The organism is Stenotrophomonas sp. RIT-551, assembly GCF_026241915.1.
Taxonomy (GTDB): Bacteria; Pseudomonadota; Gammaproteobacteria; order Xanthomonadales; family Xanthomonadaceae; genus Stenotrophomonas; species Stenotrophomonas bentonitica_A.
In genome coordinates, this window is sequence record NZ_JAPJIU010000018.1 from 22377 (window position 1) to 47949 (window position 25573).

Sequence of the window (25573 nt, forward strand, 5' to 3'; positions counted from 1 at the left end):
CCGTTACTCCGGCAGCACTTCCAGCGTGGCCACGTAGCTCAGGCGACGCTTCTTGGCTTCCTTGATCGAGGTCTTGCTGTCCTCGGTGCCGGTTTCCAGCCAGTACATGCCCGCTTCCGGCCAGGTGACGGCGAACTCGCCCTTGGCATCGGTGCTGACCTTGATCTCCTCCTGCGCGTTGCGGTACCGGGTGCCGCCGCGCGTGATCTCGAATTCAAGGCCGGCGGTCGGCTTGCCATCGACCAGCACGCGGAAACTTGCGGCCTCACCGGCGACCAGATCGTTCGGATGGGCGAGCGCGATCATCTCGATGCCCTGGTTGGTCGGCTTCAGCGCGGTGTCGTTCGGGCTACCGTTGGTGACGAAGGTTTCCACGCGACCGACCGACTGCGAGACCTGCAGGTTCCTCGCGTTTTTCGGGACTTCGGTGGCGAAGGTGGCCGGGGTGCCGCGCCAGCGCTTGGGCTTGCCGTCTTCTTCCCAGCTGGCCGACAGGCCGTTGTTGATCGTGGCCAGGCGGTAGGTGCCCTGCTGGGTCAGCTCGACATCGAACACACTGCGGAACTTGCCGGTCGCCGCGTTCTGCGGCTGCACGGTGCTGCCGTCGGGCGCGGTGATGACCAGGTTGTCCAGGCGCAGCGGCACATGGTTGAAGTAGAACAGGTCGTTGGAGACCGCCGCATCGACGGTGATCCACGGGTTGGTACCCGCGATCACGGTCTGCGAAGGCTGCAGCCAGGCTTTGTGGGCCAGGGCGGAGAACGGAAGTGCGGCGGCCATGGCGGCGGCGAGGACGAGCGTGCGCTTCATCGAAAAACTCCAGGTGGATGGGGGGTCAGGGCTTGGCGGTCAGGGTGACCAGGCCGAGTTCGGTCGCACCCTGCGCCTTGCCCGACTGTGCGGAGGTGACCGGCCAGGTGAAGGGGATCTTGAGCAGTTCGCGGCCGCCGACTTCGCGCACCGCTTCCACCACGAGGGTGTAGTTGCCCGGTGCCAGCGCCTTGAGCGCGGGCTGCTTGTCGTTGAACGAGAGCGCGTGCTTGCCGACCGGACGGGTCGGGCCGGTCACGCCGTCCACCGGCACCTCCAGCGTGCGGCCGCTCTTGCGCCACCACTGGCGCAGGTCGGGCAACCACTTGGTGCCATGGCCTTCGGCGTTGCCGGTCTGCTGGTACCAGACCGAAAGGTTGGCGGCGACCTTCTGGTCGGCGCCTTCCAGCCACACGGCCACATACGGGCGGTGATACTCGGCCACGTTGAGCTTGGGCACCTCGACGTTGATGTCCAGGGTGGTGGCATAGGCCGGCGAGGTGGCCAGCAGGCCGCTCAGGGCGATGGTCAGGGTGACGCGCATGGTGCGGCTCCGGAAGGGGACGGTCAGTGGATGAGGATCAGGGCGATCAGCAGCGGGATCAGCAGGCCCAGGCCGACCAGCGGCCAGGTCATGCGGCGCTGGCGGGCATGCAGGTGCAGCAGGAACAGGCCGGTGATGCAGAACACCAGGCAGGCCACGGCGAAGATATCCAGGAACCATCCCCAGGCGGGCCCGGCATTGCGCCCTTTGTGCAGATCGTTGAAATAGGAGACCCAGCCGCGGGCGGTGGATTCGTATTCCACCGCCCCGGATTCCCGGTCGATGCTGAGCCACGCGTCCGCGCCCGGGCTTGGCATGGAGAGATAGATTTCGCCATCGGACCATTCGGCCGGGCGGCGCCCGATCGAGATACCGAGCTGCGTCTCCAGCCAGCGGCTGGCCACGCGCGGGATCGGTGCCTTGCCATCGGTGCGGTCGCCGAGCTTGCCGAGCAGCTCGGCAGGCAGTTCCAGCTGACGGCTGACTACCTCCGGCGTGGCTTCGATCCGGGAGGCGTGATTCAAGGTGATGCCGGTCGCGGCGAACAGCAGCATGCCGATCAGGCACACCGCCGAGCTGATCCAGTGCCACTGGTGCAGCGTGCGCAGCCAGAAGCCGCGGCGTTGTTGTTGCACGCTGGAAGAGGGAGCGCTGGTGGCCACGGTCGCAGGAGAGAGTACTGAGGGGCGAATTACACCATTGATGAGAATGATTCGCAATTTGTAGACAAAGAAGGCAGCGGTCCCTTGCCGGACCGCTGCCCGAGGTCAAGACCGGGCGGCGTCACTACGGACGCCGCGCCGGTGTGCCTCAGAACTTGGCGTTCAACGAGATCCAGTAACTGCGCCGCTGGTCCTTGGTGGAATAGTCATCCACGCAGTCGTATTCGCTGTCGCTGATCAGCACGCAGGACTGCGACACGAAGTCCTTGTCGAACAGGTTGTTGACCCGCGCGTTGACGGTCAGCCAGTTGTTGATGTCCCAGCTGCCGCCGAGGTGGAAGATCGTGTAGTCCTCGTAATAGCGGGTCTGCGAGCTGCTGACGCCGCCGACATTGCTGACCAGCGTGTCGCGGTAGCGGTCGTAGCGGCCTTCGCCGATCAGCGACAGGCTCACCGCCTCGCTGATCTGCCAGTTCAGGCTGGCATTGGCCATGTGCCTGGCCGGGTTGCCGGTGATCGGCAGGCCCTTGCCGGTGCCGCTGGTCTGCTCGCTCTTGGTCCAGGTGTAGTTGCCGCGCAACTGCAGGTTGTCCAGCAGATCTACCTGGGCCGCCGCTTCGACGCCGCGGGTTTCGGCCTTGTCGATGTTCACGCTCTGCCCGAAGGTGCTGTAGCCCAGCTCGGCCCAGCCCGGGCCGATGTCCACGCAGTAGCTGCCATCGTTGGGGGCCACTTCGCAGTTGGCGAAGGTGCCGCCGCTGGCGATCTTGTCATCGAACTTGTTGAGGAAGCCGGTGACGTTGAAGCCCCAGCGATCGCCTTCGTAGTACGCGGCGATTTCGTAGTTGGTGCTGGTCTCCGGCTTCAGGTTGGGCGAGCCGACCAGCGGGGTCACGCCCTGGCCACCGAAGCCGACGATGCCGGGGAACAACTGGTCCGGGCGGGGTGTCTTGTAGCCGGTGCTGACGCCGCCCTTGAGGGTCCAGGCATCGTTGGCGTTCCACACCAGGTAAGCGCGCGGGCTGACGTGGCTGCCGAAGATGTTGTGGTCGTCATAGCGCACGCCGACGGTCGCGGTCAGGCTGTCGGTCAGCGACCAGTTGTCCTCGGCGAACAGCGCCCACATACGGTGCTGCTGCTTCACGTTGTCTTTGTAGCCGGCGCCATCCATGCCGAACACGCCGTCGACCATGTCGGTGTCGTTGTACTGGCCGCCCACGGTCAGCTTGTGCGCACCGAAGGTGAGGTCGAGCATCGTGTCCAGCACGTTGCCCTTCAGCTCCATGGTGCGCAGCGGGCGTGGCAGGAAGGCCTGCAGGCGCGCCATCTCGGCCGGGTTGAGCGCGCCCAGTCCGTTGCGTGCACCGGCCGCGCAGTTGGCGGCGGCGCCGGTGCGGCGGCAGACATCATTCCACAGCGTCTGCAGATCGGCGCGTTCGTCCAGCGTCAGCGGCAGCGAGCGGCCGAGGTTGTTGCTGGTGATGTGGGTCAGGGTGGTCTGCCAGGTACCGAATTCATAACGGCCCTGATGGGTCAGCGCCAGCTGGTCGCGCTCGTAACGCTGGTAGGCGGTGTAGCCCACGCGCGGCTGCACCACGCGGCGGGTGACGTTGCCGGGGCCGTTCGGGTTGGGGATCGTGGCATTGCCCACGCGCCACAGGCTGGCCAGGCTGTCCAGGGTGCCGGTCTGGCCTTCACTGTTGTCGTACTTCTGGCGCGACACGTCGTAATCCAGCCACAGCTCGTGGTCGTCATTGACGATGAAGTTCAGGCGCATGCCCGCGTTCCAGTTCGTGTTGGCCACCGCCTTGCCACCGGCACCGAAGCCAATGCTGCGCGACCACATCGTGCCGTCCGGCAGCGGCAGGTCATCCCATTCCGGGTTGGAGGCCTTGGCGTCGTAATAGCTGCCGCGCACTGACATGCCCAGACGGTCCTTGACCAGCGGGCCGCTGAGGTAGACATCGGTGCTGCGCGCGTCACCGAACTGGTCGTCCTGCTGCACCGTAAAGCCCTGGGTGACCGCGCCATGCCACTCGGTCTGGTTGCGGCGGGTGATGATGTTGATCACCCCGCCCATGGCATCGGAGCCATACAGCGTGGACATCGGGCCGCGCACCACTTCAATGCGTTCGATCGCATCCAGCGGCGGCATGTACGAGAACTGGCCACCGCCGAAGTTGTTCGGGTACAGGTTGCCGGCGTTGCTCTGGCGGCGACCGTCGATCAGCACCAGGGTGTAGTCCGAGGGCATGCCGCGCATGGAGATGGTGGCGCGGCCGTTCTTGTCGGTCGGTTCCATGCCCACGTCGATGCCTTCCACGTCGCGCAGCGCATCCACCAGGCTGGTGTAGGGGCGCTTGCTCAACTCTTCGCGGCTGATCACGCTGATGCTGGCCGGTGCATCGGCGATCTTCTGTTCGAAGCCGGCGGCGGTGACCACTACCTTGTCCAGCGTGGTCGGAGCGGCGGCGTCGCCGTGGGCGAAGGCCGGGGCGCTCAGCGCACCGAGCAGGGCGAGGGACAGGGTGCAGCGGGACAGGGACGTGCGACGACGATGGCGCTGGGCCATGGGGGCAACCTCGGAAAGGAGAAAACGGACGCGACGTGGCAGGCCGCAGGGCGGCAGCACGCGCAGGAATCAGGAACGCCCGGGGCGGGCGGAACGCGCAGGACCGGAGGCGGGCACGGTGGCGCCGCCGAAGGTCGGCATCAGCCCTGCGGTGGGGCTTGGCCGCGCTGGACGCGCAGGCCGGGTGCGGCAGGCAGCGGCGTGGCCGGTGCCGAGTCAATGGCCGGTACGACCCGCGGCGGCTGTGCCACCAGTGTGGCCATCAGCGAATCCAGCGATTCCACCACCGGCGGCAATGCGGGCGGCAGCGGTGGCGCCGGGGCAGGGCGCACGCTGGCCACTCGGCGTGGCTTGGCGGGGGCTTCTTCCTGTGCGGTCTCACCACCGCCGGCCGGGTGCTCGCCCATTGGCATCTGCAGGACCAACACGGTGCTGCCCGGGGCGGCCCGTTCCAGCATGGGCAGGCCGGCCAGCAGCAGCGACAGCAGGCCCAGCCACGCCAGCACGCTCGACAACGCCTGCTGCCGCCCGCGCATGGCGGGAGCAAAGCTGCGGTGGCGGTGTGGATGGCGCAAGGCGGGCCCCTGTGAACGGCCAGTCGATCAGCCGACCAGCAACGCGGCGGGATTGTAGGTGAGATTCGTTAGCGGACGCAAATGAGAATGATTAATGATTTCGGTCCCTGCGCGCCCCGAACGCAGGAATCAGCTGACCAGTGCCCGGATCGCGGGATGCGGAGAGGCCGCCAAGCTGGGGCGCACGTGAGCCAGAAACGACGCGCTCCCGTGCGCAAGCGCGCGCCGTAGCCAGTCCGCCGCGCCGTCGATATCACCGGCGGCGAGCAACAGGGAGGCATGGCTGGCCTGCCCGCGGAAGTCACCGGCCTCGGCCGAACGCCGATACCAGGCCGGTGCCGCACCCGGATCGGCCGGCACACCGATGCCGTCTTCCAGACAGCGGCCGACCAGGTTCATCGATTTGGCATGGCCCAGCCGTGCCGCGCGCAGGTACAGGGCGAACGCGGCGGCGTCATCGCGCGGCACGCCGCGGCCGGTGCCGAGCAGGTTGGCCAGGTTGTACAGCCCCCAGTCCAGCTCGGCATCCGCTGCCTTGCGATACCAGACCGCGGCCAGGGCCAGGTTGATCGGCGTCCCGGTGCCGAGTTCGTGGCAGCGGCCGAGCATGTTCATGGCGAGGGGCAGACCACCGTTGGCGGCGCGCTCGAACCAGAGCACGGCCGCCGCCGCATCGGGCGCGATCCCGCGCCCTTCCATCCGGGCCTGCCCGAGCAGGAACTGCGCCTGTGGGTCGCCGCGCTGCGCGGTCGCTTCCAGCGCGGCGAGCGCGGCGGCCGGATCGTGCTGCAACTGGTCGGCCAGTGCTGCCACGTCGAACGCGGGCGGGGCCGGCTCAGACATCGGCCCACTGCCGCAGCAGGTTGTGATACACGCCGGTGAGATTCACCAGCGCAGGGTGTTCGGGGTGGTCATGGGTGAGGCGCCGGATCGAGACATCCAGGTCCCACATCAGGCGCCGCTGGCCGTCATCACGCAGCATGCTCTGGATCCAGAAGAACGAGGCCAGCCGCGTGCCGGCGGTGACGGGGGTGACCTGGTGCAGGCTGGTGCCCGGGTACAGCACCATGTGGCCAGCCGGCAGTTTCACCCGCTGGTTGCCGTAGGTGTCTTCGATCACCAGCTCGCCACCCTCGTACTCATCCGGGTCGCTCAGGAACAACGTGGCCGACAGGTCGGTGCGCACCGGCTGCGGCTGGCCGGGGGCGGTGTAGTCGTAGCGCACGGCGTTGTCCACATGGAACCCGAAGGTCTGCCCCGGCTGATAGCAGTTGAACAGCGGCGGGAAAATGCGACGCGGCAGTGCCGCCGAGAAGAACGTGCTGTTGCGGCCGAGTGCATCGAGGATGGCCGAGCCGACCGCACGCGCGGCCGGATCGGACTCGGGCAACTGCAGGTTGTGCTTGGCCTGCGCGGACTGGTAACCCGCGGTCAGGCGGCCGTCGGTCCAGCCGGCCGTGGCCAGCTGCTGGCGGGCCTGGGTGACCTGCTCGGCGGTGAGGACGTCGGGAATGTGCAGCAGCATGGTGGGCTCCAGCCCCTCCCGCACGAGCGCGCGGGAGGGGGCGTATCGCTTAGAACTTGAAATTGAAGGCCAACGTGGCCGAGCGGCCCGGCGCGATGGCGGCGTAATGCGAAGCGTACGCCTTGGTGAAGTAGGTTTTGTTGGTCAGGTTCTGCACGTTCAACTGCAGGCTGTAGCGCTCGCTGAAGGCATAGCCGGCCATCGCATCCCAACGGGTGTAGGACGGCACCCACTTGGTGTTGTTGACGTTGCCGTAGACCTTGTCCACGTAGTTGGCACCGGCGCCCAGGCTCAGGCCCGGCACGAACGACGGCGCCCACGTGGTCCACAGGCTGGCGCTGTGCTTGGCGGTGTTGGGGAACGCGTTGCCGTTGAACGGCGATGGCACGTAGACCCCGTTCACCAGCGCAAAGCCGTTGTCCTCGACCACGGCATCCAGGTAGGTGTAACCACCGAAGACCTGCCACCCCTCCACGATCGTGCCGCTGAAGCCGAGTTCGGCGCCCTTGACCTTCTTGGTGCCGGCGTTCTGCGTGGTGCCCGCATCGCTGGTCACGCGCGCGTTGCTCATCTCGGTCTGGAAGATCGCACCGGTCAGCGACAGGCGGGCATCGAACAGATCCCACTTGGTGCCCAGCTCGATGTTGCGGCTGCGCTGCGGCTTGAGATCCTGGATGGTCGCGCTGATGCCGTCGGCGCCATCACCGCCGTCCACGCCGACCGGGGTGGAGGAGGTACCCCAGGAGACGTAGATGCTGCCGTTTTCCATCGGCTTGAACACCAGGCCGGCCTGGCCGTTCCAGAACGAGGTGTCGTTGCGCAGATGCTGCACGTTCGCCGCGGCGGCCGGGTTGAACTGATGGGTGTTGTAGTCGTCGAAGCGCGCGCCCAGGTTCAACATCCACTGCTCGCTGAAGCTGATCGTGTCGAACACGTAGGCCGACTTGGTGCGCGTGGTCTGGCGCACGTCGCGGGCCGGGTCGCTGCGGGTGACCGTGTGCGTGGCCGACCACGGATCGGGCGGGTTCGGGTTGGTGAGGTCGGTGCAGTTGTAGCCGGTGGCCGCGCCGGTGGTCGGGCAGCTCTGGTTGCCGGTCAGCGGGTTGTTGGTGCCTGCGGTGGTCTGGCCATTGGGGCGGCGCACATCGGCGATCGCGTAGGTGCCGCGCACGGTCTTTTCGCTGCTGTATTCCACGCCGGCGTTGAAACTGTGGCGCAGCGGACCGGTCTCCAGTTCACCCGTCACACTGGTCTGGTTGACGAAGCTGTCGGTCTGCGTGGCGCGCGCGTTGGTGCGGCGCCAGACGATGCCGAACAGATTCGGATTGCCCTTGCTGTCGTCCGGCTGGGTCCACAGGTAATCGTTGCTGGTGTCCCCGTAGCGGGTGATGTTGCGCAGGACGATGCCGCCGAAATCATGCGACAGGTTCAAGGTGGTGATGTCCGCCTTGGTCTTCTGGAAATCGCGGTCGACCAGGCCGTAGAACGCGTCGCGGTTGGTCACGATCGGGCTGCCGTCGCCATTGAGCGCCAGGTTGGGGCCGCTGGTGAACGGGTTGTTGTACGGGAAGCCGCCGGCATCGGGCAGGTCGTCGGTTTCCATGTGGTAGTGGCTGATCACCGCCTGGGTCGGGCCGTTCAGACCGAACGCCAGCGACGGCGCGATACCCCAGCGGCTGCTGTTCACTTCATCGCGCCCGGCCACGTCGGCCTCGTGCTTCATGATGTTCACGCGGGCGGCGATGCCGTCGCCGATCACCTGGTTGGCATCGAGCGTGCCGCGGTAGTAGCTGTCCGTGCCGGCGGCCAGGCTGCCGGCCACGAAGTTCTCCAGCTTGGGCGTCTTGCTGACCAGGCTGATGGTGCCGCCGGCTGAACCGCGGCCGGAGTAGGCCGAGCTCGGGCCTTTGACCACGTCGATCTGCTCGATGGCGAACACTTCACGGGTCTGGCTGCCGGCGTCGCGGATGCCGTCGACGTAGATGTCCGAGGCCGAATCGAAGCCGCGGATGAAGGGACGATCACCGGTCGGGTTGCCGCCTTCGCCGGCGCCGAAGGTGATGCCCGGCACGGTGCGCAGTGCATCGAGCAGGGTGGTGGCGGCGGTCTGTTCGATCACCTGCTGGGAGATCACGCTGACCGACTTGGGCGTATCCAGCAGCGGCGCGGTGAATTTGGACGATTGCGCACGCACGCGCTCGCCGTGGACGTCGACGCCATCCAGTTCGGTGGCGCGCTGCGGATCGGCAGCGTCGGCCTCGGCATGGGCGATGGCGGGGGCGGCGATGGCCAGCAGCAGGGCGGACGACAACGGAGTCGGGCGGACGGTCATGGTGATTCCTGGCAGGACGGACGAAGGCCGGACAGCGTGTGGCGGTCACGGCGGAGCGGAGGCAGGTGGGGAAAACGGGCAGACGGCCGACGGCGGCGCGATGGCACGGGCGTGGGCGGGCAGCGACGCGCAGCGTCGCCGCCGGAATCAGGCGTGGGGCGGGGCGTGGCCGGGGTTGAGCCGCAGCGAAGGTTCCAGCCGCTGCCAGCGCAGCGCGTCGGACGGCCACAGCGGGACGACGGCGACCCAGGGCGTGCGGCGCAGCTGGGTCAGTACCGCCGGCGGGCTGGGCTCGGGGTCGGCACCGGTCTCCGCCGCCAGGGTCGGCTCGGCAGGAAGCTCCGGTGCAGGCGTGGACGGCGCCGATGCCTGGCGCGCGCTGTCGGCGCCCAGCAGGCCCGCGGTGTGCGCCGCCGCCGGCGCCGGCCCGGCGTTACCGGCGCCGCCGCCCGTCAGGCAGCCGCAGGCCAGCAGCACCACGCAGAACGTGGCCCACAGGGCGGCGAGACCAAGGGCGGAGCGGTTGGCGGACACGGCTTACCGGGCAGAAGCGGCCGGGTGGCCGCAATGCCTATGGTAATAGGAACAATTCGCGTTTTCAAAACGCCCGCGTTCAGGCCGGCTCAGTCGCGGTCGTCGCGGGCCCAGACGGCGTCGTGTTCCCGCTTGACCGGGAACTTCGCCACCGGCGAATAGGCCGGCGCGCAGAGGGCAGCGCCGTCACGCACGTCGAAACGGGCCCCGTGCAGGACGCACTCGATGCTGCCCTCGCCGGTATCGAAGGTGCCCGAGGACAGCTCGAACTCATCGTGGGTGCACTGGTCTTCGAGTGCGTACAGTTCCCCGTCCAGGTTGAACACCACGATCGGCGTCCCGGTCACTTCGTCGAAGGTGCTCTTCATCTCGCCGGGGAGCAGCTCGGCGCTGGCGCAGACGAAGGTCCAGGTCTCGCTCATGCCGGCACCGCCAGCGGTTTTTCCAGGATCTCGAAGCGCAGATCGTCGCGCTTGGGAATGCCGAAACGCTCATCCCCATACGGGAAGGGCTTCTTGATGCCGGTGCGCTGGTAGCCGCGGCGCTCGTAGAAAGCGATCAGCTCGTCGCGGACGTCGATCACCGTCATCTGCATGACCGGCACGCCCCACTCGCGCGCCGCGTGGGCCTCGGCGGCGAGCATCAGCTGCTTGCCGATGCCGCCGCCCTGCTGGGACGGGTCGACCGAGAACATGCCGAAGTAGCCCTTGCCGTGGTCATCGGCCACGTGCGCGCAGGCCAGCAGCTGGCCATCGCGCTCGGCCAGCAGGATGGTCGAGCGTGGCTTGGCGAGGTCGGCCTGCAGGCCGTCGGCATCGATGCGGGCGCCGTCCAGCAGGTCGGCCTCGGTGGTCCAGCCGGCCCGGCTGGCATCGCCACGGTAGGCGGAAGTGACCAGGGCGATCAGGGCGGGGATGTCGGCGGCAGTGGCCGCGCGGAAGGTCAGGGTGCTCATGGCGCCATTTTAGGCCCGCAGGGGGCGCTACGGAAATGTGCGGGGCGCGCCATGAAAAACGCCGTGGCAGGCCACGGCGTTCGAGTGGGGCGCAGTCTGGCGCGGGCTCAGCCCAGCAGCCTGCGCACCTTGTTGAGCGCCACGATGAAGCGCTCGATTTCCTCATGCGTGTTGTAGAACGCCAGCGAGGCACGGCAGGTGGCGGCGACGCCGTAGTACTGCAGCAGCGGGTGCGCGCAGTGCTGGCCCGAGCGGACCGCGACGCCTTCCAGGTCGAGCAGGGTGGCCAGATCGTGCGAGTGCGCGCCGTCCACCAGGAAGGAGACCACCGCCGCCTTGTCCGGCGTGGTGCCGAAGATGCGCAGGCCGTCGATCCTGTTCAGCTCTTCGGTAAAGTGCGCCAGCAGCTCGCCTTCGCGGGCTTCCACGTGCTCCAGGCCCAGCGACTCGAGGTAATCCACCGCCACGCCCAGGCCGATGAAGCCGGCGATGTTCGGGGTACCGGCTTCGAACTTGTGCGGGGCGTCGTTGAACACGGTGCCTTCGAAGCTCACTTCCTTGATCATCTCGCCCCCGCCGAGGAACGGCGGCATGGCATCAAGGTGTTCGCGCCTGGCCCACAGGGCGCCGGTGCCGGTCGGGCCGCACATCTTGTGGCCGGTGATGGCATAGAAGTCGCAGCCGATCGCGGGGATGTCGACCTTGCGGTGCGGCACGGCCTGCGAGCCGTCCACCACGGTGACGATGCCGCGCTTGCGGGCCTCGCGGCAGATTTCGCGGACCGGGTTGACCGTGCCCAGCACGTTGGAGACATGGGCGACGGCGAGCAGCTTGACCTCGGGGGTCATCGCCGCGCGCAGCGCGTCCAGGTCCAATGCGCCCTCCGGGGTGATCTCGGCCACGCGGATCGTCGCGCCCGTGCGCTGGGCGACCAGCTGCCACGGCACGATGTTGGCATGGTGTTCCATGCGCGAGACGAGGATGACATCACCGGCCTTGAGCCGCGGCAACGCCCACGAATACGCGACCAGATTGATCGCGAAGGTGGTGCCACTGCACAGCACCAGCTCGCTGGCACGGACGTTGAGAAAACGCGCCAGCTTGTTGCGTGCGCCTTCGTAGGCATCGGTGGCCTCGGTGCCGAGCGCATGCACCGCGCGGCTGACGTTGGCGTTGTAGCGGCGGTAGAACTCGTCCACCGCGCCGATCACCTGCACCGGCTTCTGGCCGGTGTTGGCGTTGTCGAAGTACACCAGCGGCTTGCCGTGCACTTCGCGCATCAGCAGCGGGAAGTCCAGGCGCACGCGGTCCCAGTCGGGCGCGGTGCCGGTATCGGCGGCCGGGCGCGGCGTGGACAGGTTCATGCCACGCCCGCCACGGCCAGCGCACGGCTGAGCTGGGCGGTGAGCTGCTCGGTCAGGCGTGCGTCGAGGACGTTCAACGGTTCATGGCAGAACGCCGCGCTCAGCAGTTGCTGCGCGCGATCGGCCGGCAGGCCGCGCGAGCGCAGGTAGAACAGCGCGTTGGCGTCGAGCTGGCCAACCGTGGCGCCATGTGCCGCCTTTACTTCGTCGGCATCGATCACCAGCGTGGGCTGGGTATCGATCTCGGCATCGGCCGACAGCAGCAGGTTCTTGTTGGAGAGGTTGGCGTCGGTGCCATCGGCGCCTTCGCGGATATGGATGCCGCCGTGGAAGACCACGCGGCTGCGATTGGCGGCGACGCCACGCCAGACCATTTCCGAGGCGGTATCGCGCGCGATGTGCTCGATGCCCAGGCGCGTATCGACATGGCGGCGGCCATTGCCGAGCAGCACACCGTTGGCGGTCAGCTGGGCGTTGTCGCCTTCCAGGCGGACGTTGAGCTCATGGCGGCTCAGCGCCGCGCCCAGCTCCAGGTCCACGCGGCGGTACTGCGCGTTGCGGGCCAGCACGGCGTCGGTGCGCAGCAGCGAGGTGGCGCGGGTGGCATCGGCCTGCACGCGGGCGTGCGAGAGCACGGCATCCTGCGCGAGGTGGACGTGCACCAGGGTGTTGTCCAGGTGCGCGGCATCACCGACATGCAGGTGATGCTCGACCACGCCCAGCGCGGCACCGCTGCGCAGTTCGATCAGGTGGCGATGGTGCCAGGACAGATCGGTCTCGCCGGCCACGCCGATGAAGACCAGCTGCAGCGGCGCCTCGACCTGCACGCCTTCTTCCACGCGCAGCAGCACGCCTTCATCGGCGAGTGCAGCGTTGAGACGGGCGAATACTTCCTCGCTGCGCTCGAAGCGACGGCCGAGGAAACGGCCGGCTTCATCGCCGGCGGCCAGCGCCGAGGACAGCGTGGCCAGCTGCACACCGGCCGGCACCGCAGCGACATCGCTCAGCGCGCCGGAGGGGCGGCCATTGACGAACACCAGCCGCGGCGACGGGATGTCGGCCAGCAGGGCGGCATCGACCACGGCCGGGGCGAGCGGGGCGGGCTGGAAGCTGCGACGCTCCAGCTGGCGCAGCGACGTGTATTTCCAGGCTTCGGTACGCGGGCCGGGCAGACCGGCCTGCAGCGCGGCATCCAGCTCGGCGCGACGTGCATCGCTGCCGCAGAAGCCGCTGGCGAGGGAATCGAGCAGGGCGCTCATCAGACCGCTGCCTCCGGCACCACGCGGTCCTTCAGGAAGTGGTAGCCGTGGGCTTCCAGTTCCAGGGCCAGCTCCGGGCCGCCGCTCTGCACGATCCTGCCATCGGCCAGCACGTGCACCACGTCCGGCTTGATGTAATCGAGCAGGCGCTGGTAATGGGTGATCACGATGAAGGAGCGGTCCGGCGAGCGCAGCGCGTTGACGCCGTCGGCCACGCTCTTGAGCGCGTCGATGTCCAGGCCGGAGTCGGTTTCATCCAGGATCGCCAGCTTCGGCTCGAGCACGGCCAGCTGGAAGATCTCGTTGCGCTTCTTCTCGCCACCGGAGAAGCCTTCGTTGACGCCGCGGTGCAGCAGTTCGTCCTTCAGGTGCAGCACGGCCAGCTTCTGGCGCACCAGCTTGAGGAACTGCATCGAATCCAGTTCTTCCTCGCCGCGCGCCTTGCGCTGGGCGTTGAGCGCGGCGCGCAGGAAGTAGGTGTTGTTCACGCCGGGGATTTCAACCGGGTACTGGAAGGCCAGGAACAGGCCGGCGGCCGCGCGTTCTTCCGGCGCCAGCTCGAGCAGGTCACGGCCTTCGAACTGCACGCTGCCTTCGCTCACGTCATAGCCGTCGCGGCCGGCCAGGACATTGCCCAGGGTGGACTTGCCGGCGCCGTTGGGGCCCATGATGGCGTGCACCTGGCCGGGCTTCACATCGAGCGAGAGGCCCTTGAGAATCTCTTTTTCGCCGATGCGTGCGTGGAGGTTGTCGATCTTCAACATGTCGATAATCGTCTTGTCAGATAGGGGGACTGGAGGCAGCGCGACTCAGAGGTCGTATTCGCTGCGCTCGAGGAATTCTTTGCGCAGGTAATCGGTGCGGGTTTGAGTCAATGCAGTCTTGGCCCCGGAATAGAGCATCGGGTACATCGAGCCGTACAGCATGCGCGGGTCTTCATCCTTGCCAACCGGGTACTGCGCTTCCAGATCGGCATCGCGCAGCTGCACCCACAGGCGCTGGGCGGCTTTGAGGTTGGCCAGCGCCACCGGTGCGTCGGCCAGCTTGCCCACCACCTGTCGATACACCGCGTTCAACACGGCGTCGGCTTCTTCGAACCCTTCGTTGGCGCACTCGTTCATCTGCATCTGCGTGCTCAGGTCATCGCAGGCCGATTCGGCAGACGCCGGCGCCGCAGCCCCAAGCAGCAGGGCCAAGGTCAGCACGCTCTTCATCCGACCGAGCCTTCCAGGCTGACTTCCAGCAGCTTCTTGGCTTCCACCGCGAACTCCATCGGCAGCTCGCGGAAGACCTGCTTGCAGAAGCCGTCGACGATCATCGAGACCGCGTTTTCCTGGTCGATGCCGCGGGCGCGGCAATAGAACAGCTGGTCGTCGGAGATCTTGGAGGTGGTCGCTTCGTGCTCGACCGTCGCGCTGGGGTTCTTCACCTCGATGTAGGGGAAGGTATGCGCGCCGGACTTCTTGCCGATCAGCAGCGAGTCGCACTGGGTGTAGTTGCGCGCGCCTTCGGCGCCGCGATCGACCTTGACCAGGCCACGATAGGTGTTCTGGCCGTGGCCGGCGCTGATGCCCTTGCTGACGATCTTGCTCTTGGTGCGCTTGCCGATGTGGATCATCTTGGTGCCGGTGTCGGCCTGCTGACGATGGTGGGTCAGCGCGACGGAGTGGAACTCGCCGACCGAATCATCGCCCAGCAGCACGCACGACGGGTACTTCCAGGTGATCGCCGAGCCGGTCTCGACCTGGGTCCAGGTGACCTTGCTGCGCGCACCACGGCACTCGGCACGCTTGGTGACGAAGTTGTAGATGCCGCCCACGCCGTTCTCGTCGCCCGGGTACCAGTTCTGCACCGTGGAGTACTTGATCTCGGCATCTTCAAGCGCGACCAGCTCGACCACTGCGGCGTGCAGCTGGTTCTCATCGCGCATCGGCGCGGTGCAGCCTTCCAGGTAGGACACGTACGCCTTGTCTTCGCAGATGATCAGCGTGCGCTCGAACTGGCCGGTGTGGCCGGCGTTGATGCGGAAGTAGGTGCTCAGCTCCATCGGGCAACGCACGCCCTTGGGGATGAACACGAAGCTGCCATCGGAGAACACCGCCGAGTTGAGCGCGGCGAAGTAGTTGTCGCCGACCGGCACCACGGTGCCCAGGTACTGTTTGACCAGCGCCGGGTGCTCCTTGATCGCTTCGGACATGGAGCAGAAGATCACGCCCTTCTCGGCCAGTTCCTTGCGGAACGTGGTGCCGACGGAGACCGAATCGAACACCGCATCCACGGCCACGCCGGCCAGCTTGGCGCGCTCATGCAGCGGCACGCCGAGCTTGTCGTAGGTGTCCAGCAGTTCCTTGGGCACGTCGTCCAGCGAGGCGTACTTCGGGCCCTTCGGCGCGGAGTAGTAGCTCAGCGCCTGCAGGTCGATCTGTGCGATCTGCAGCTTGGCCCAGTCCGGCATCGGCATGGTCAGGAAGTGGCGGTAGGCGTCCAGGCGCCACTGCGTCATCCACTCCGGCTCGTCCTTCTTGGCCGACAGGGCACGGATGGTGTCCTCGTCCAGGCCGGGCGGCAACGAGTCCGATTCGATGTCCGTGATGAAGCCGGCCGAATACTTGCGGCCGAGCTGCTCATGGATCTCGCGGTTGGGGGTATCGCCGGTGGCGACGGTATCGAGGGTATCGGTGGCCATGGGGGCTGCCTGATCAGGAGACGACATCCGCCGCGATCGCGCGGCGGTGGGCGTCAACAAGGGGAAGAGGGGGCAGGATCTGCGCCAGGGTGACCGCGCGCAGCGCTTCGGACACCACGTCGTTGATCATCCGCCAGCTGCTGCGGGCGCCGCACTGCAGCTCGCGGCCGCACTGGCTGTGGTCGTGGGCGCATTCGGTCAGGCCCAACGGCCCTTCCATGGCTTCCACGATCTCGAACAGCGTGATCTGGTCCGCCGCGCGGGTCAGCCGATAGCCGCCGCGCACGCCGCGCAGGCCTTCCACCAGCCCGGCCTGGGCCAGAGGCTTGAGCAGCTTGCTGACGGTCGGCGGTTCCAGACGGGCGAACTCGGCCAGTTCGGTCGCACTGAGTACCTCGCCCGGGCGGGCGGCGAGTACGGTCAGCACGACGGTGGCGTAATCGGTAAGCTTGGTGACGCGGAGCATGGTGGGGGCAGAACCATAAAGCGGACTGAAATTGTACGCTTTTCTCCGCCGGCATCCAACCCGCCCGTTCAGGCGCCCGCAGGGCGGCCTTTGAGGCGTATTGAACCGCATCGCTTTGGCAATCACAAAGATTAAGCGAGAATCGGGGCTTCCCACCGCAACGGTCAGCCAGATGCCCAAGAAGATCCAGGCCCGCAAGTCCACCATCCATGGCAATGGCGTATTCGCGCTGGCGCCGATCAAGAAAGGTGAGCGGGTCATCCAGTACAAGGGTCTGCTGCGCAGCCACGCCGACGTGGATGCCGACGACACCGGGGATGTGGAGAGTGGTCATACCTTCCTGTTCACCCTCAATGACGACTACGTCATCGATGCGAACTACAAGGGCAATGACGCGCGCTGGCTCAACCACAGCTGCGAGCCGAACTGCGAAGCGGTGATCGAGGAAGCCGAGGGCGACAACCGCCGCGAGGACAAGGTCTTCATCGAGGCGATCAAGGACATCCAGCCGGGCGACGAGCTGACCTACAACTACGGCATCACCCTGGCCGAGCGTCACACCGCGCGCCTGAAGAAGATCTGGGAATGCCGCTGCGGCTCTAAAAAGTGCACCGGCACGATGCTCCAGCCCAAGCGCTGACCGCGCTGGCGCTCACCGGCCACGTGCGCCGGTGACTGCGCCGACACGCTGTGCACATCCTGGTCACTGTCGCCCAATGCGTGCCTGGCCACACTGAAGGCTCCTAGTTACTGGAGCCGCTCAATGGCACATGCACTCAACGGCAAGCACATCGCGATCCTCGCCACCGATGGTTTCGAACAGTCCGAGCTGCAGGAACCCAAGCGACTGCTGGAGTCCTGGGGCGCCTCGGTGAAGGTGATCGCCCCGGGTGACGCCAGTCAGATCCGCGGCTGGAAAGACAAGGACTGGGGCGAGAACGTGAAGGTCGATGCCCCCCTGAAGGGCGCCAAGGCCGACGACTACGACGCGCTGGTCCTCCCCGGCGGTGTGATCAATCCCGACAAGCTGCGCATCGATACCGACGCGGTGGCCCTGATCAAGGCCTTCGGCGCCGCGGGCAAGCCGGTTGCTGCGATCTGCCACGGGCCGTGGCTGCTGGTCGAGTCCGGCCTGGCCAAGGGCCGCAAGGTGACCTCGTGGCCGTCGCTGAAAACCGATCTGGGCAATGCCGGTGCCGAGTGGACCGATGCCGAGGTGGTGGTGGATGGTGGCCTGATCACCAGCCGCAAGCCGGGTGACATCCCGGCGTTCGCCGATGCCGTGGCCAAGGCGCTGGCCGCTTGATGGATGCAGGCACCGACCGTGGGTCGGTGCCATTTCCGGTTACTTGCTCAGCAAGCCTGCCGGCACCAACGCACCGAGGTCCTGGTTGAAGGTGACCACCAGCTTGCCGTTCTCTACCTGCGCCGACTGCACCTGCAGCGTGCCCAGCACCGCCGCGACCGTCGGGTCGATCTTGTAGATCGGCTCGCGCCGGGCGTAATCGACCAGCCAGGCATTGAGCAGGCCACGCGTGCGCGAATCGAGCTTGCCGCCATTGTTGGCCGGCGTGAAGTCATCGACCGTCGGCTCCTGCAGGTGGAAGCCCTGGGTCTGCGCGTCATAACGCAGGCCACTGCTCAGCTTGACCTTGCCCAGCGGGGCCGGGTTGCCGCCGGCAGTGGCCATGGCGATGTCGAAACCCAGATCCAGGCGGTTGCCTTGCGGCAGGGTGAGCTGGGGATGGCTCATGGTCATCGCGATCAGGCCGCCCAGCGCGTCCTGCGTGCGCGGGAAACTGCCATCGAGGTACTGCTGCACATCGGTGGCGCCCACCGACAACTGACGGCCGGAAATGCTGGGCGCGGCCTGCGCGCCGATGGCGGCGGCCAGCAGCACGGTGCAGGCGGCGAGGCGGGACAACAGCGGGCGAACGTTCATGACGGCAGGCCGTGCGGGGATGAGACGCCAACAATAACCCGCGCGGCTGAATCCAGCTTTGACGCGTGCGGGTGGTGGGCTCAGGGCGCGCCCTGGATCGATTCCAGCGCGGCCAGCACCTCGTCCAGCTGCGGCTGCAGCACGGTCAGCGGGTGGCTGGGTTCATCGGCGTGGCGCTGGGCGAGATCGCGCAGCAGCTGGGTGGCGACGATCGCCGCGGCCCGTTCGTCTCCGCTGAGGCCGGTGTTGCGCCGTGCGATTTCCAGCAGGCGCATCCAGTCCTGCTGCGCGCGATGCTCCAGCTCGATGGTGCAGCGCCCGCTGCACTGCAGGCCGTCCTTTTCGATCGGGGTGACGGTGATGCGGTAACGCTGGGAAGAAGAGCTGGCCATGGCTGCCTGCGCGGTGGGGGACAAGGCCACCATAGGCTGCGATCCGCACCGCGACGACAGGCGCGGTCGCACGCAGTGTTCCACCCTGTGCGTTCCGGCCGGTCCTGCCATCGCGTGGATCACGGCAGGAGAGGCATCTGCGCGGGAAGGGCGCGCCGTTGATGGCTTTGGAAACGCTGTGTTTCGCCAGCGCAGGACCCACCCGCCGCCTCGATGGGATGGCAGAACCTCCAAAAAAAACGGGACGGCGTGAGCCGTCCCGTCGGGTGCTGCAGGAAGCGCGCAGATCAGAGCGCGGCGTCCTTGAGCTTCTTGAGCGGACGCACCTTCAGCTTGGTCGACGCCGGCTTGGCGGCAAACCACTGCTCTTCCTTCGTGAACGGGTTGATGCCCTTGCGCTTCGGCTTGGCCGGCACGCTGACGGTGGAGATCTTCAGCAGACCCGGCAGGGTGAAGCTGCCAGCGCCCTTCTTGTGCACCGAAGCGGCGACGGCGCCTTCCAGCGAGGCGAGCACGGCGCGCACGTCCTTGGCGACAACGCCGGACGCTTCAACGATGTGTGCAACCAGACCAGACTTGCTCAGCACTTCCTTGATCGGCTTGGGAGCGGCCGGCTTCGCGGCTGCCTTCGTAGCGACTTTCTTTACTGCCTTCTTCGGGGCAGCCTTCTTAGCGGTCTTTGCCATGGTTTCCTGTTCCGTGAACGGTTGGTTGTTTGGTCGCGCCGAACCCCGTCGGCAAGCGAAATGTAGGGCAACTATGGGGCGCCGCCAATAGGCAGACGCATAAAAATTCGTGATTTCCACGCCCTTCGTTACCGCGGTGCATCAGGTCATAGCCAAAAAACAGGGTCCGCCCTCGCGGCGGGTGCCATCGGTCATGGACCGTCGCACCCCGACTGTCGCACGAAAACCACTTGAAAACAGCATCCATCCTGATCGCCGATTCAGCTGGGGGCGACACCCGGCGGCAGGCTGACGGCGGCCAGACACGGTGCTAACGCGGACCGGTCTAGGCTGGCCTGGCCATTCATCCCGCAGGAGATCAACGATGGGTATTTCGCGTCATGCCACCGCGCATTGGGAAGGTGACCTCAAGACAGGCAAGGGACAATTGAGCACGCCCCAGAGCGGCTTGATGGATAAAACCCGCTATGCCTTCAGCAGCCGCTTCGGCGATGAGAAGGGCACCAACCCGGAAGAACTGATCGCCGCCGCACACGCCGGCTGCTTCACCATGGCGCTGTCGGCCAAGCTCACCGAAGCCGGTTTCGTGCCGACCTCGCTGGATACCGAAGCCAAGGTCGACCTCTCGATGGAAGGTGGCCCGCAGCTGTCGCAGATCACGTTGAAGGTGAAGGCCGTGGTGCCGAACATCGAGGCCACCCAGTTCCGTGCCATCGCCGATGACGCCAAGCAGAACTGCCCGGTCTCCAAGGCGCTCAGTGCGGTGCCGATCACGCTGGAAGCCGAACTGGCCAGTTGATCGGCGCACGATTGGTGCACAGCAGATTGTGATGGGAGAGCGGCGGCCGCATAGTCGCCGCTTTCCTTTTGTGGGGTGTCTGCATGCGTCCGACTGCTCTCGCTGCCCTGATGGCCTGCCTGCTGGCGGGCACCGCGCAGGCCGATGTCCGCCTGTTGACCGCCGCCACCATCCACACCGGCGATCCGGACGCGCCGACCGCCACCGCGCTGGCATGGGAGACCGAGACCGGGCGCGTGCTCGCCGTCGGTGACCGGCAGGCGATGCTCGAGCTGTATCCACTGGCGGCGCTGACCGACGTCGGCCAGGCGACCGTGATCCCGGGCCTGATCGACGCGCACGCGCACCTGATGTTCCTCGGCGGCACCCTGATGCAGGCCGACCTGACGGGCGCGACCAGCACTGCCGACATCGTCGCGCGCCTGCAGCGCTTTGCGGCGGAGAACCCCGAGGGCTGGCTGCTGGGCAGCGGCTGGGACCAGAACCGCTGGGCGGGCAGACAGTTTCCGACCGTGGCCGATCTCGACGCTGCATTCCCGGACCGCCCGGTCTGGTTGGGCCGCATCGACGGCCACGCCGGCTGGGGCAACAGCGCGGCACTGCGCGCGGTCGCCCAGCGCCCCGGGCAACGCGCGCTGAAGGGCAACTGGCAGCCTGCAGGCGGGCGCATCGTGCGCGATGCCAAGGGCCAGCCGAGCGGGGTGTTCATCGATGAAGCGATGACCCTGGTGCAGGCGGCGATACCGGTCCCGGGCGAGGCCGCACGCGAGCAGATGCTGACCCGCGCGCTCGACAAAGCAGTCAGCCAGGGCCTGACCGGCGTGCACGACATGGGCGTATCGCGCGCCGATCTGGCCCTGATGCGCCGCTTCGCCGACGCCGGCAGGTTGCCGCTGCGCATCGATGCCTATGCCGATGGCAACAGCGACGCATTGGCCGATCTGTGCGCGAACGGGGCCTACCAGCACGCCGGCGGCCGGCTGGAAATGCGCGGGGTCAAACTGTTCATGGATGGCGCGCTGGGCAGCCGCGGTGCGGCGCTGTTGGCCGATTACAGCGATGACCCGCACAACCGCGGCCTGCTGGTCACCTCACCTGAGGACTTCGAGACCGCCGTGCGCAACGCCGATGCCTGCCATGTCCAGGTCGCCACGCATGCGATCGGCGACCGCGGCAACCGGATCGCGCTGGATACCTATGCACGGGTGCTCGGCGAGCGCCGCAGTGGCGACCATCGCTGGCGCATCGAACATGCGCAGGTGGTCGCGCTGGAGGACATTCCGCGTTTCGCCCAGCTCGGCGTGATCGCCTCGATGCAGCCTACCCACGCCACCTCGGACATGGGCTGGGCGCAGGATCGGGTCGGCCCCGAGCGCATCCTCGGCGCCTATGCCTGGCGGCGGATGCTGGCCTCCGGTGCCCGGCTCGCGCTGGGCTCGGACTTCCCGGTCGAGCAGGTCGACCCGCGGCTGGGCCTGCATGCGGCGGTCACCCGCCAGGATCGTGCCGGCAGACCGCCCGGCGGCTGGCAGCCCGATCAGCGGCTGACCGCAGCCGAAGCGCTGCGCGGGTTCACTTCCGATGCGGCGTGGGCGGGTCATGACGACACCCAGGTCGGACGGTTGCAGCCGGGCCTGCGCGCAGACTTCGTGGTGCTTGATCGCGATCCGCTCAGCGTGCCGCCCGCCGGGCTGGCCGACCTGCAGGTGCGCTCGACCTGGGTCGATGGCGCACCGGTTTACGACGCGGCGCGCTGAGGCGCCGCGGCAGGATCACCAGTCCAGCGTGCCGCGGATGACGGTCTGCACCTGGCCGCCGGACCAGACATCGCCGTGGTCATCGATGCGCAGGGTCAGGCGCGCATCGTGGCCGACTTCGCGGCCCTGGCTGACCACGTAGCCGTGCGCGGTGCCGGGCAGGGCATCGCGGCTGTCCAGCCAGGCAGCGAGCACGGCATTGGCCGCACCGGAGGCGGCATCTTCAAAGCGACGGCCATTGCCGACGAAGGCGCGTACCGCGAGATCCCAGGCCTGGCCCTGGCTGCGCGCATAGGCGAACACGCCCATGCTGTCGGTGGCTTCGGCGAGGGTGGCCACGGCATCCCAGTCCGGGGTGAGTGCGCGCAGGGCCGCTTCGTCTGCCAGTTCAACCACCCACCAGCTGCGGCCACCGGCCATGCGCGCCGGCGGCAGGCTGCCCAGCGGCCAACCGGCCAGCGCGGCCTGCAGGCGCGGATCGTTGGCGGTCGTCACTTCGGCCACCGCTGCACGCGGCGTGCGGATCGCAATGGTGCGGGTAGCGCCGCTGCCGTCCACGCGCAGGGGCAGCGCCCCGGCGATGCCGTCCTGGACCAGCACGCCCTCGACCGGCGCGGCCACGCCCAGTTCCAGCACGGCATGGGCGGTGCCCACGCTGGGGTGCCCGGCGAACGGGACTTCCTTCTGCGGGCTGAACATGCGGATGCCGTAGCTTGCGCCCGGGGCCTGCGGCGGGAACACGAAGGTGGTTTCCGGCAGCCGCGTCCAGCGGGCAATGGCCTGCATCGCCGCCTCGTCCAGCCCCTGTGCATCGAGCACGACGGCCAGCGGGTTGCCGGCGCCGGGGTAGGGCGAGAACACATCCAGCTGCAGGAAACGACGGGAGGTCATGGCAGATCGCTCAACGAAAAACGGGCGGGCAGCTTACCAATCGGGGCTGCGTTCCGGGCCGTGACCGGCGCCCCGCGCACCGGCGACCGGCCAAATCCGCCCGGCCTGGGCCGCCCGGGCCCTGCAACGGCCAGGCTTGGCATAGAATCGGGGGTTCGGCCCGGCGTGCCGGGCGATTCCCCTCACTACCCAAACCTCCACCTCCATGTCAGCTTCCCCCCTTGTCGATCGCTGGATCGTACTGAAGTTCGGCGGCACCTCCGTGTCGCGTCGTCACCGCTGGGACACCATCGGCAAACTGGCGAAAAAACGGGCGGAAGAAACGGGCTCGCGCGTGCTGGTGGTGGTGTCGGCGCTGTCCGGGGTGACCAATGAACTCACCGCGATCGCCGATGGCGCCGCCGACAGCCGCGACCGCGTCGCGGCGCTGGTCGCGCGCCACCGTGAGTTCCTGACCGAGCTGGAGCTGGATGCCACCGCGCTGGACGTCCGTCTGGACGCGCTGGCCGGGCTGCTCGATGATCCGCGTGCCGCCGGGCGGCCGCTGGAATGGCAGGCCGAGGTGCTGGGCCAGGGCGAACTGCTGTCCTCGACCGTCGGTGCGGCCTATCTGCGCGCCAGCGGTCTGGATTTCGGCTGGATGGACGCGCGCGAGTGGCTCGATGCGCTGCCGCCGCAGCCCAGCCAGAGCGAGTGGTCGCAGCGCCTGTCGGTGAACTGCCAGTGGCGTGCCGAGGCCGATTGGGCCGCGCGTTTCCGCGCCCAGCCGACCCGCATGCTGATCACCCAGGGCTTCATCTCCCGCCACGCCGATGGCGGCACCGCCATCCTCGGCCGTGGCGGTTCGGATACCTCGGCGGCGTACTTCGGTGCGCTGCTCGGCGCCAGCCGCGTGGAGATCTGGACCGACGTGCCGGGCATGTTCAGTGCCAACCCGAAGGACGTGCCGGACGCGCGCCTGCTGACCCGCCTGGACTATTACGAGGCGCAGGAAATCGCCACCACCGGCGCCAAGGTGCTGCACCCGCGTTCGATCAAGCCGTGCCGCGACGCCGGGGTGCCGATGGCGATCCTGGATACCGAGCGCCCCGAGCTGCCGGGCACCAGCATCGACGGCAATGCCGCAGCGGTGCCGGGCGTGAAGGCGATCAGCCGCCGCAACGGGATCGTGCTGGTCTCGATGGAGGGCATCGGCATGTGGCAGCAGGTCGGCTTCCTGGCCGACGTATTCGGGCTGTTCAAGAAGCATGGCCTGTCCGTTGACCTGATCGGTTCGGCCGAGACCAACGTGACCGTTTCGCTGGATCCCTCCGAGAACCTGGTCAGCACCGACGTGCTGGCCGCGCTGTCGGCCGACCTCTCGCAGATCTGCAAGGTCAAGATCATCGTGCCGTGCGCGGCGATCACCCTGGTCGGCCGCGGCATGCGCTCGCTGCTGCACAAGCTCTCGGACGTGTGGGCCACCTTCGGCCGCGAACGCGTGCACATGATTTCGCAGTCGTCCAACGACTTGAACCTGACCTTCGTGATCGACGAGGCGGATGCGGACGGCCTGCTGCCGATCCTGCACGCCGAGCTGATCGACAGCGGCGCGATGCCGGTGGAAGAGGGCGAAGTATTCGGCCCGCGCTGGCGCGAGATCGCCGGTACCATCCGCCCGCGCGAAACCGCCTGGTGGCGGGGCCAGCGCGAGCATCTGCTGACGCTCGCCCAGGCCGGTACGCCGCGTTACGTGTACAACCTGCCGACGGTGCGGGCGCGTGCGCGCGCGCTGAACGCGATCAAGGCGATCGACCAGCGTTACTACGCGATCAAGGCCAACTCGCACCCGGCCATCCTGGAAGTGCTGGAGCAGGAAGGCTTCGGCCTGGAGTGCGTCTCGCATGGCGAGCTCAAGCACGTGTTCAACACGCTGCCGACGCTGTCGCCCAAGCGCGTGCTGTTCACCCCGAGCTTTGCGCCGCACGCCGAATACGATGCCGCGTTCGCGCTGGGCGTCACCGTCACCCTGGACAACGTGGAAGCGCTGCAGCGCTGGCCGGAACTGTTCAGCAACCGCGAGCTGTGGCTGCGCGTGGACCTGGGCCGTGGCGAAGGCCACCATGCCAAGGTCCGCACCGGTGGCAAGGACTCCAAGTTCGGCCTGCCGATCGCGCGCGTGGATGAGTTCGTGCGCATCGCCGGCGAGCTGGGCACCCGCGTGGTCGGCCTGCATGCCCACCTGGGCAGCGGCGTGGAAACCGCGCAGCACTGGCGCCTGATGTGCGATGAGCTGGCCGGGTTCGCCCGCCGCATCGGCAGCGTCGAGACCATCGATATCGGCGGTGGCATGCCGATCCCGTACAGCGCCGACGACGAGCCCTTCGATCTGGACGCGTGGGCCGCCGGCCTGGCCGAAGTGAAGGCCGTGCACCCGGCGTTCCGGCTGGCGATCGAGCCGGGCCGCTATCTGGTGGCCGAGTCCGGCGTGCTGCTGGCCCGGGCCACCCAGGTGGTGGAGAAGGATGGCATCCGCCGCGTCGGTCTGGATGCGGGCATGAATACGCTGATGCGCCCGGCCCTGTACGACGCTTGGCATGACATCGAGAACCTCAGCCGCCTCAGCGGCTACTCCGAAGCGATGTTCGATGTGGTCGGGCCGATCTGCGAATCCAGCGATGTGTTCGGCAAGCGTCGCCGCCTGCCGGCCTCGACCGCGCCGGATGATGTGATGCTGATCGCCGACGCCGGCGCGTATGGCTACGTCATGGCCAACACTTACAACCAGCGCGAGCTGCCGCGCGAGGACGTCATCGATGATGGCCCGTGACCGCTGCCTGCCG

26 protein-coding genes are annotated in these 25573 nt (G+C 67.6%); 5 read left to right on the forward strand and 21 right to left on the reverse strand.

Features of this window, described 5'->3' with window-relative positions:
• Nucleotides 1-3: 3 nt before the first annotated feature.
• From ORK51_RS16290 to ORK51_RS16370, 17 genes are all read right to left on the reverse strand, one after another.
• Nucleotides 4-810 (reverse strand): DUF4198 domain-containing protein, encoded by an 807-nt coding sequence (locus ORK51_RS16290; protein WP_266085860.1) that lies wholly within the window; start codon nt 808-810, stop codon nt 4-6.
• A 25-nt stretch (nt 811-835) separates the two neighbouring features.
• Nucleotides 836-1354 (reverse strand): DUF2271 domain-containing protein, encoded by a 519-nt coding sequence (locus tag ORK51_RS16295; RefSeq protein ID WP_070426792.1) that lies wholly within the window; start codon nt 1352-1354, stop codon nt 836-838.
• Between the two features lie 23 nt (nt 1355-1377).
• Nucleotides 1378-2016, reverse strand: coding sequence for a PepSY-associated TM helix domain-containing protein (locus ORK51_RS16300; protein WP_266085863.1), 639 nt, complete (start codon nt 2014-2016; stop codon nt 1378-1380).
• 148 nt (nt 2017-2164) lie between these two features.
• A complete protein-coding gene (locus tag ORK51_RS16305) occupies nt 2165-4588 on the reverse strand; it encodes a TonB-dependent receptor domain-containing protein (RefSeq protein WP_070426794.1) in 2424 nt (807 codons plus the stop codon).
• Between the two features lie 140 nt (nt 4589-4728).
• A complete protein-coding gene (locus tag ORK51_RS16310) occupies nt 4729-5163 on the reverse strand; it encodes a hypothetical protein (protein ID WP_266085865.1) in 435 nt (144 codons plus the stop codon).
• Nucleotides 5164-5292: 129 nt separating this feature from the next.
• Complete coding sequence (locus ORK51_RS16315; RefSeq protein WP_266085867.1) at nt 5293-6006, reverse strand: tetratricopeptide repeat protein; 714 nt, start codon at nt 6004-6006, stop codon at nt 5293-5295.
• The gene (locus tag ORK51_RS16320) at nt 5999-6688 is read right to left on the reverse strand and encodes a Fe2+-dependent dioxygenase (RefSeq protein WP_019185662.1); all 690 of its coding nucleotides are present in this window, start codon (nt 6686-6688) and stop codon (nt 5999-6001) included. Before ORK51_RS16320 ends, ORK51_RS16315 begins: the two co-directional genes overlap by 8 nt.
• Before the next feature lie 49 nt (nt 6689-6737).
• The gene (locus tag ORK51_RS16325; protein ID WP_266085869.1) at nt 6738-9020 is read right to left on the reverse strand and encodes a TonB-dependent receptor; all 2283 of its coding nucleotides are present in this window, start codon (nt 9018-9020) and stop codon (nt 6738-6740) included.
• A gap of 147 nt (nt 9021-9167) precedes the next feature.
• The gene (locus ORK51_RS16330) at nt 9168-9554 is read right to left on the reverse strand and encodes a hypothetical protein (RefSeq protein ID WP_266085871.1); all 387 of its coding nucleotides are present in this window, start codon (nt 9552-9554) and stop codon (nt 9168-9170) included.
• A gap of 89 nt (nt 9555-9643) precedes the next feature.
• Complete coding sequence (locus ORK51_RS16335; protein WP_019185665.1) at nt 9644-9976, reverse strand: non-heme iron oxygenase ferredoxin subunit; 333 nt, start codon at nt 9974-9976, stop codon at nt 9644-9646.
• On the reverse strand, nt 9973-10509 hold the full coding sequence (locus ORK51_RS16340) for a GNAT family N-acetyltransferase (protein ID WP_019185666.1): 537 nt from the start codon (nt 10507-10509) through the stop codon (nt 9973-9975). The genes ORK51_RS16335 and ORK51_RS16340 overlap by 4 nt, the downstream gene beginning before the upstream one ends.
• A gap of 107 nt (nt 10510-10616) precedes the next feature.
• Complete coding sequence (locus ORK51_RS16345) at nt 10617-11873, reverse strand: cysteine desulfurase (RefSeq protein WP_266085875.1); 1257 nt, start codon at nt 11871-11873, stop codon at nt 10617-10619.
• Nucleotides 11870-13132 (reverse strand): Fe-S cluster assembly protein SufD, encoded by a 1263-nt coding sequence (gene sufD / locus ORK51_RS16350; protein ID WP_266085877.1) that lies wholly within the window; start codon nt 13130-13132, stop codon nt 11870-11872. The genes ORK51_RS16345 and sufD overlap by 4 nt, the downstream gene beginning before the upstream one ends.
• Nucleotides 13132-13896 carry a Fe-S cluster assembly ATPase SufC gene (gene sufC, locus ORK51_RS16355; protein WP_019185669.1) on the reverse strand — a complete coding sequence of 255 codons (765 nt, stop codon included), beginning with the start codon at nt 13894-13896 and terminating at the stop codon, nt 13132-13134. The genes sufD and sufC overlap by 1 nt, the downstream gene beginning before the upstream one ends.
• A 45-nt stretch (nt 13897-13941) precedes the next feature.
• The gene (locus ORK51_RS16360; RefSeq protein ID WP_266085879.1) at nt 13942-14346 is read right to left on the reverse strand and encodes a lysozyme inhibitor LprI family protein; all 405 of its coding nucleotides are present in this window, start codon (nt 14344-14346) and stop codon (nt 13942-13944) included.
• A complete protein-coding gene (gene sufB / locus ORK51_RS16365; RefSeq protein WP_019185671.1) occupies nt 14343-15818 on the reverse strand; it encodes a Fe-S cluster assembly protein SufB in 1476 nt (491 codons plus the stop codon). The genes ORK51_RS16360 and sufB overlap by 4 nt, the downstream gene beginning before the upstream one ends.
• A gap of 13 nt (nt 15819-15831) precedes the next feature.
• A complete protein-coding gene (locus tag ORK51_RS16370; RefSeq protein ID WP_026070170.1) occupies nt 15832-16284 on the reverse strand; it encodes an SUF system Fe-S cluster assembly regulator in 453 nt (150 codons plus the stop codon).
• Between the two features lie 172 nt (nt 16285-16456).
• Here ORK51_RS16370 and ORK51_RS16375 point away from each other — a divergent pair, with 172 nt between their 5' ends.
• Both ORK51_RS16375 and ORK51_RS16380 read left to right on the forward strand, forming a co-directional pair.
• Nucleotides 16457-16924 (forward strand): SET domain-containing protein, encoded by a 468-nt coding sequence (locus tag ORK51_RS16375; RefSeq protein ID WP_019185673.1) that lies wholly within the window; start codon nt 16457-16459, stop codon nt 16922-16924.
• Nucleotides 16925-17047: 123 nt separating this feature from the next.
• Nucleotides 17048-17590 carry a type 1 glutamine amidotransferase domain-containing protein gene (locus ORK51_RS16380; RefSeq protein WP_019185674.1) on the forward strand — a complete coding sequence of 181 codons (543 nt, stop codon included), beginning with the start codon at nt 17048-17050 and terminating at the stop codon, nt 17588-17590.
• 39 nt (nt 17591-17629) lie between these two features.
• On the opposite strand, the gene ORK51_RS16385 is transcribed toward ORK51_RS16380, so the two are convergent.
• The 3 genes from ORK51_RS16385 to ORK51_RS16395 all read right to left on the reverse strand — a co-directional run bounded on the left by ORK51_RS16385 (nt 17630) and on the right by ORK51_RS16395 (nt 19304).
• Nucleotides 17630-18226 carry a DUF1439 domain-containing protein gene (locus ORK51_RS16385; protein WP_019185675.1) on the reverse strand — a complete coding sequence of 199 codons (597 nt, stop codon included), beginning with the start codon at nt 18224-18226 and terminating at the stop codon, nt 17630-17632.
• Between the two features lie 80 nt (nt 18227-18306).
• Nucleotides 18307-18651 (reverse strand): DUF3861 family protein, encoded by a 345-nt coding sequence (locus ORK51_RS16390; protein WP_019185676.1) that lies wholly within the window; start codon nt 18649-18651, stop codon nt 18307-18309.
• A gap of 254 nt (nt 18652-18905) precedes the next feature.
• On the reverse strand, nt 18906-19304 hold the full coding sequence (locus ORK51_RS16395) for an HU family DNA-binding protein (RefSeq protein WP_019185677.1): 399 nt from the start codon (nt 19302-19304) through the stop codon (nt 18906-18908).
• 364 nt (nt 19305-19668) lie between these two features.
• On the opposite strand from ORK51_RS16395, the gene ORK51_RS16400 reads away from it, so the two are divergent.
• Together ORK51_RS16400 and ORK51_RS16405 are read left to right on the forward strand one after the other, a co-directional pair.
• Complete coding sequence (locus tag ORK51_RS16400) at nt 19669-20103, forward strand: OsmC family protein (RefSeq protein ID WP_070426802.1); 435 nt, start codon at nt 19669-19671, stop codon at nt 20101-20103.
• 83 nt (nt 20104-20186) lie between these two features.
• Entirely contained in the window at nt 20187-21860 is a 1674-nt protein-coding gene (locus ORK51_RS16405) for an amidohydrolase (RefSeq protein ID WP_266085887.1), read from the forward strand.
• A 15-nt stretch (nt 21861-21875) separates the two neighbouring features.
• Here the strand turns inward: ORK51_RS16405 and ORK51_RS16410 are convergent, their stop codons facing one another.
• Nucleotides 21876-22751, reverse strand: a complete 876-nt coding sequence (locus ORK51_RS16410) for a PhzF family phenazine biosynthesis protein (protein WP_046273018.1) — start codon at nt 22749-22751, stop codon at nt 21876-21878.
• 205 nt (nt 22752-22956) lie between these two features.
• Between ORK51_RS16410 and ORK51_RS16415 the strand changes: the two genes are divergently transcribed.
• Nucleotides 22957-25560, forward strand: a complete 2604-nt coding sequence (locus tag ORK51_RS16415; RefSeq protein WP_266085890.1) for a bifunctional aspartate kinase/diaminopimelate decarboxylase — start codon at nt 22957-22959, stop codon at nt 25558-25560.
• Nucleotides 25561-25573: the final 13 nt, after the last annotated feature.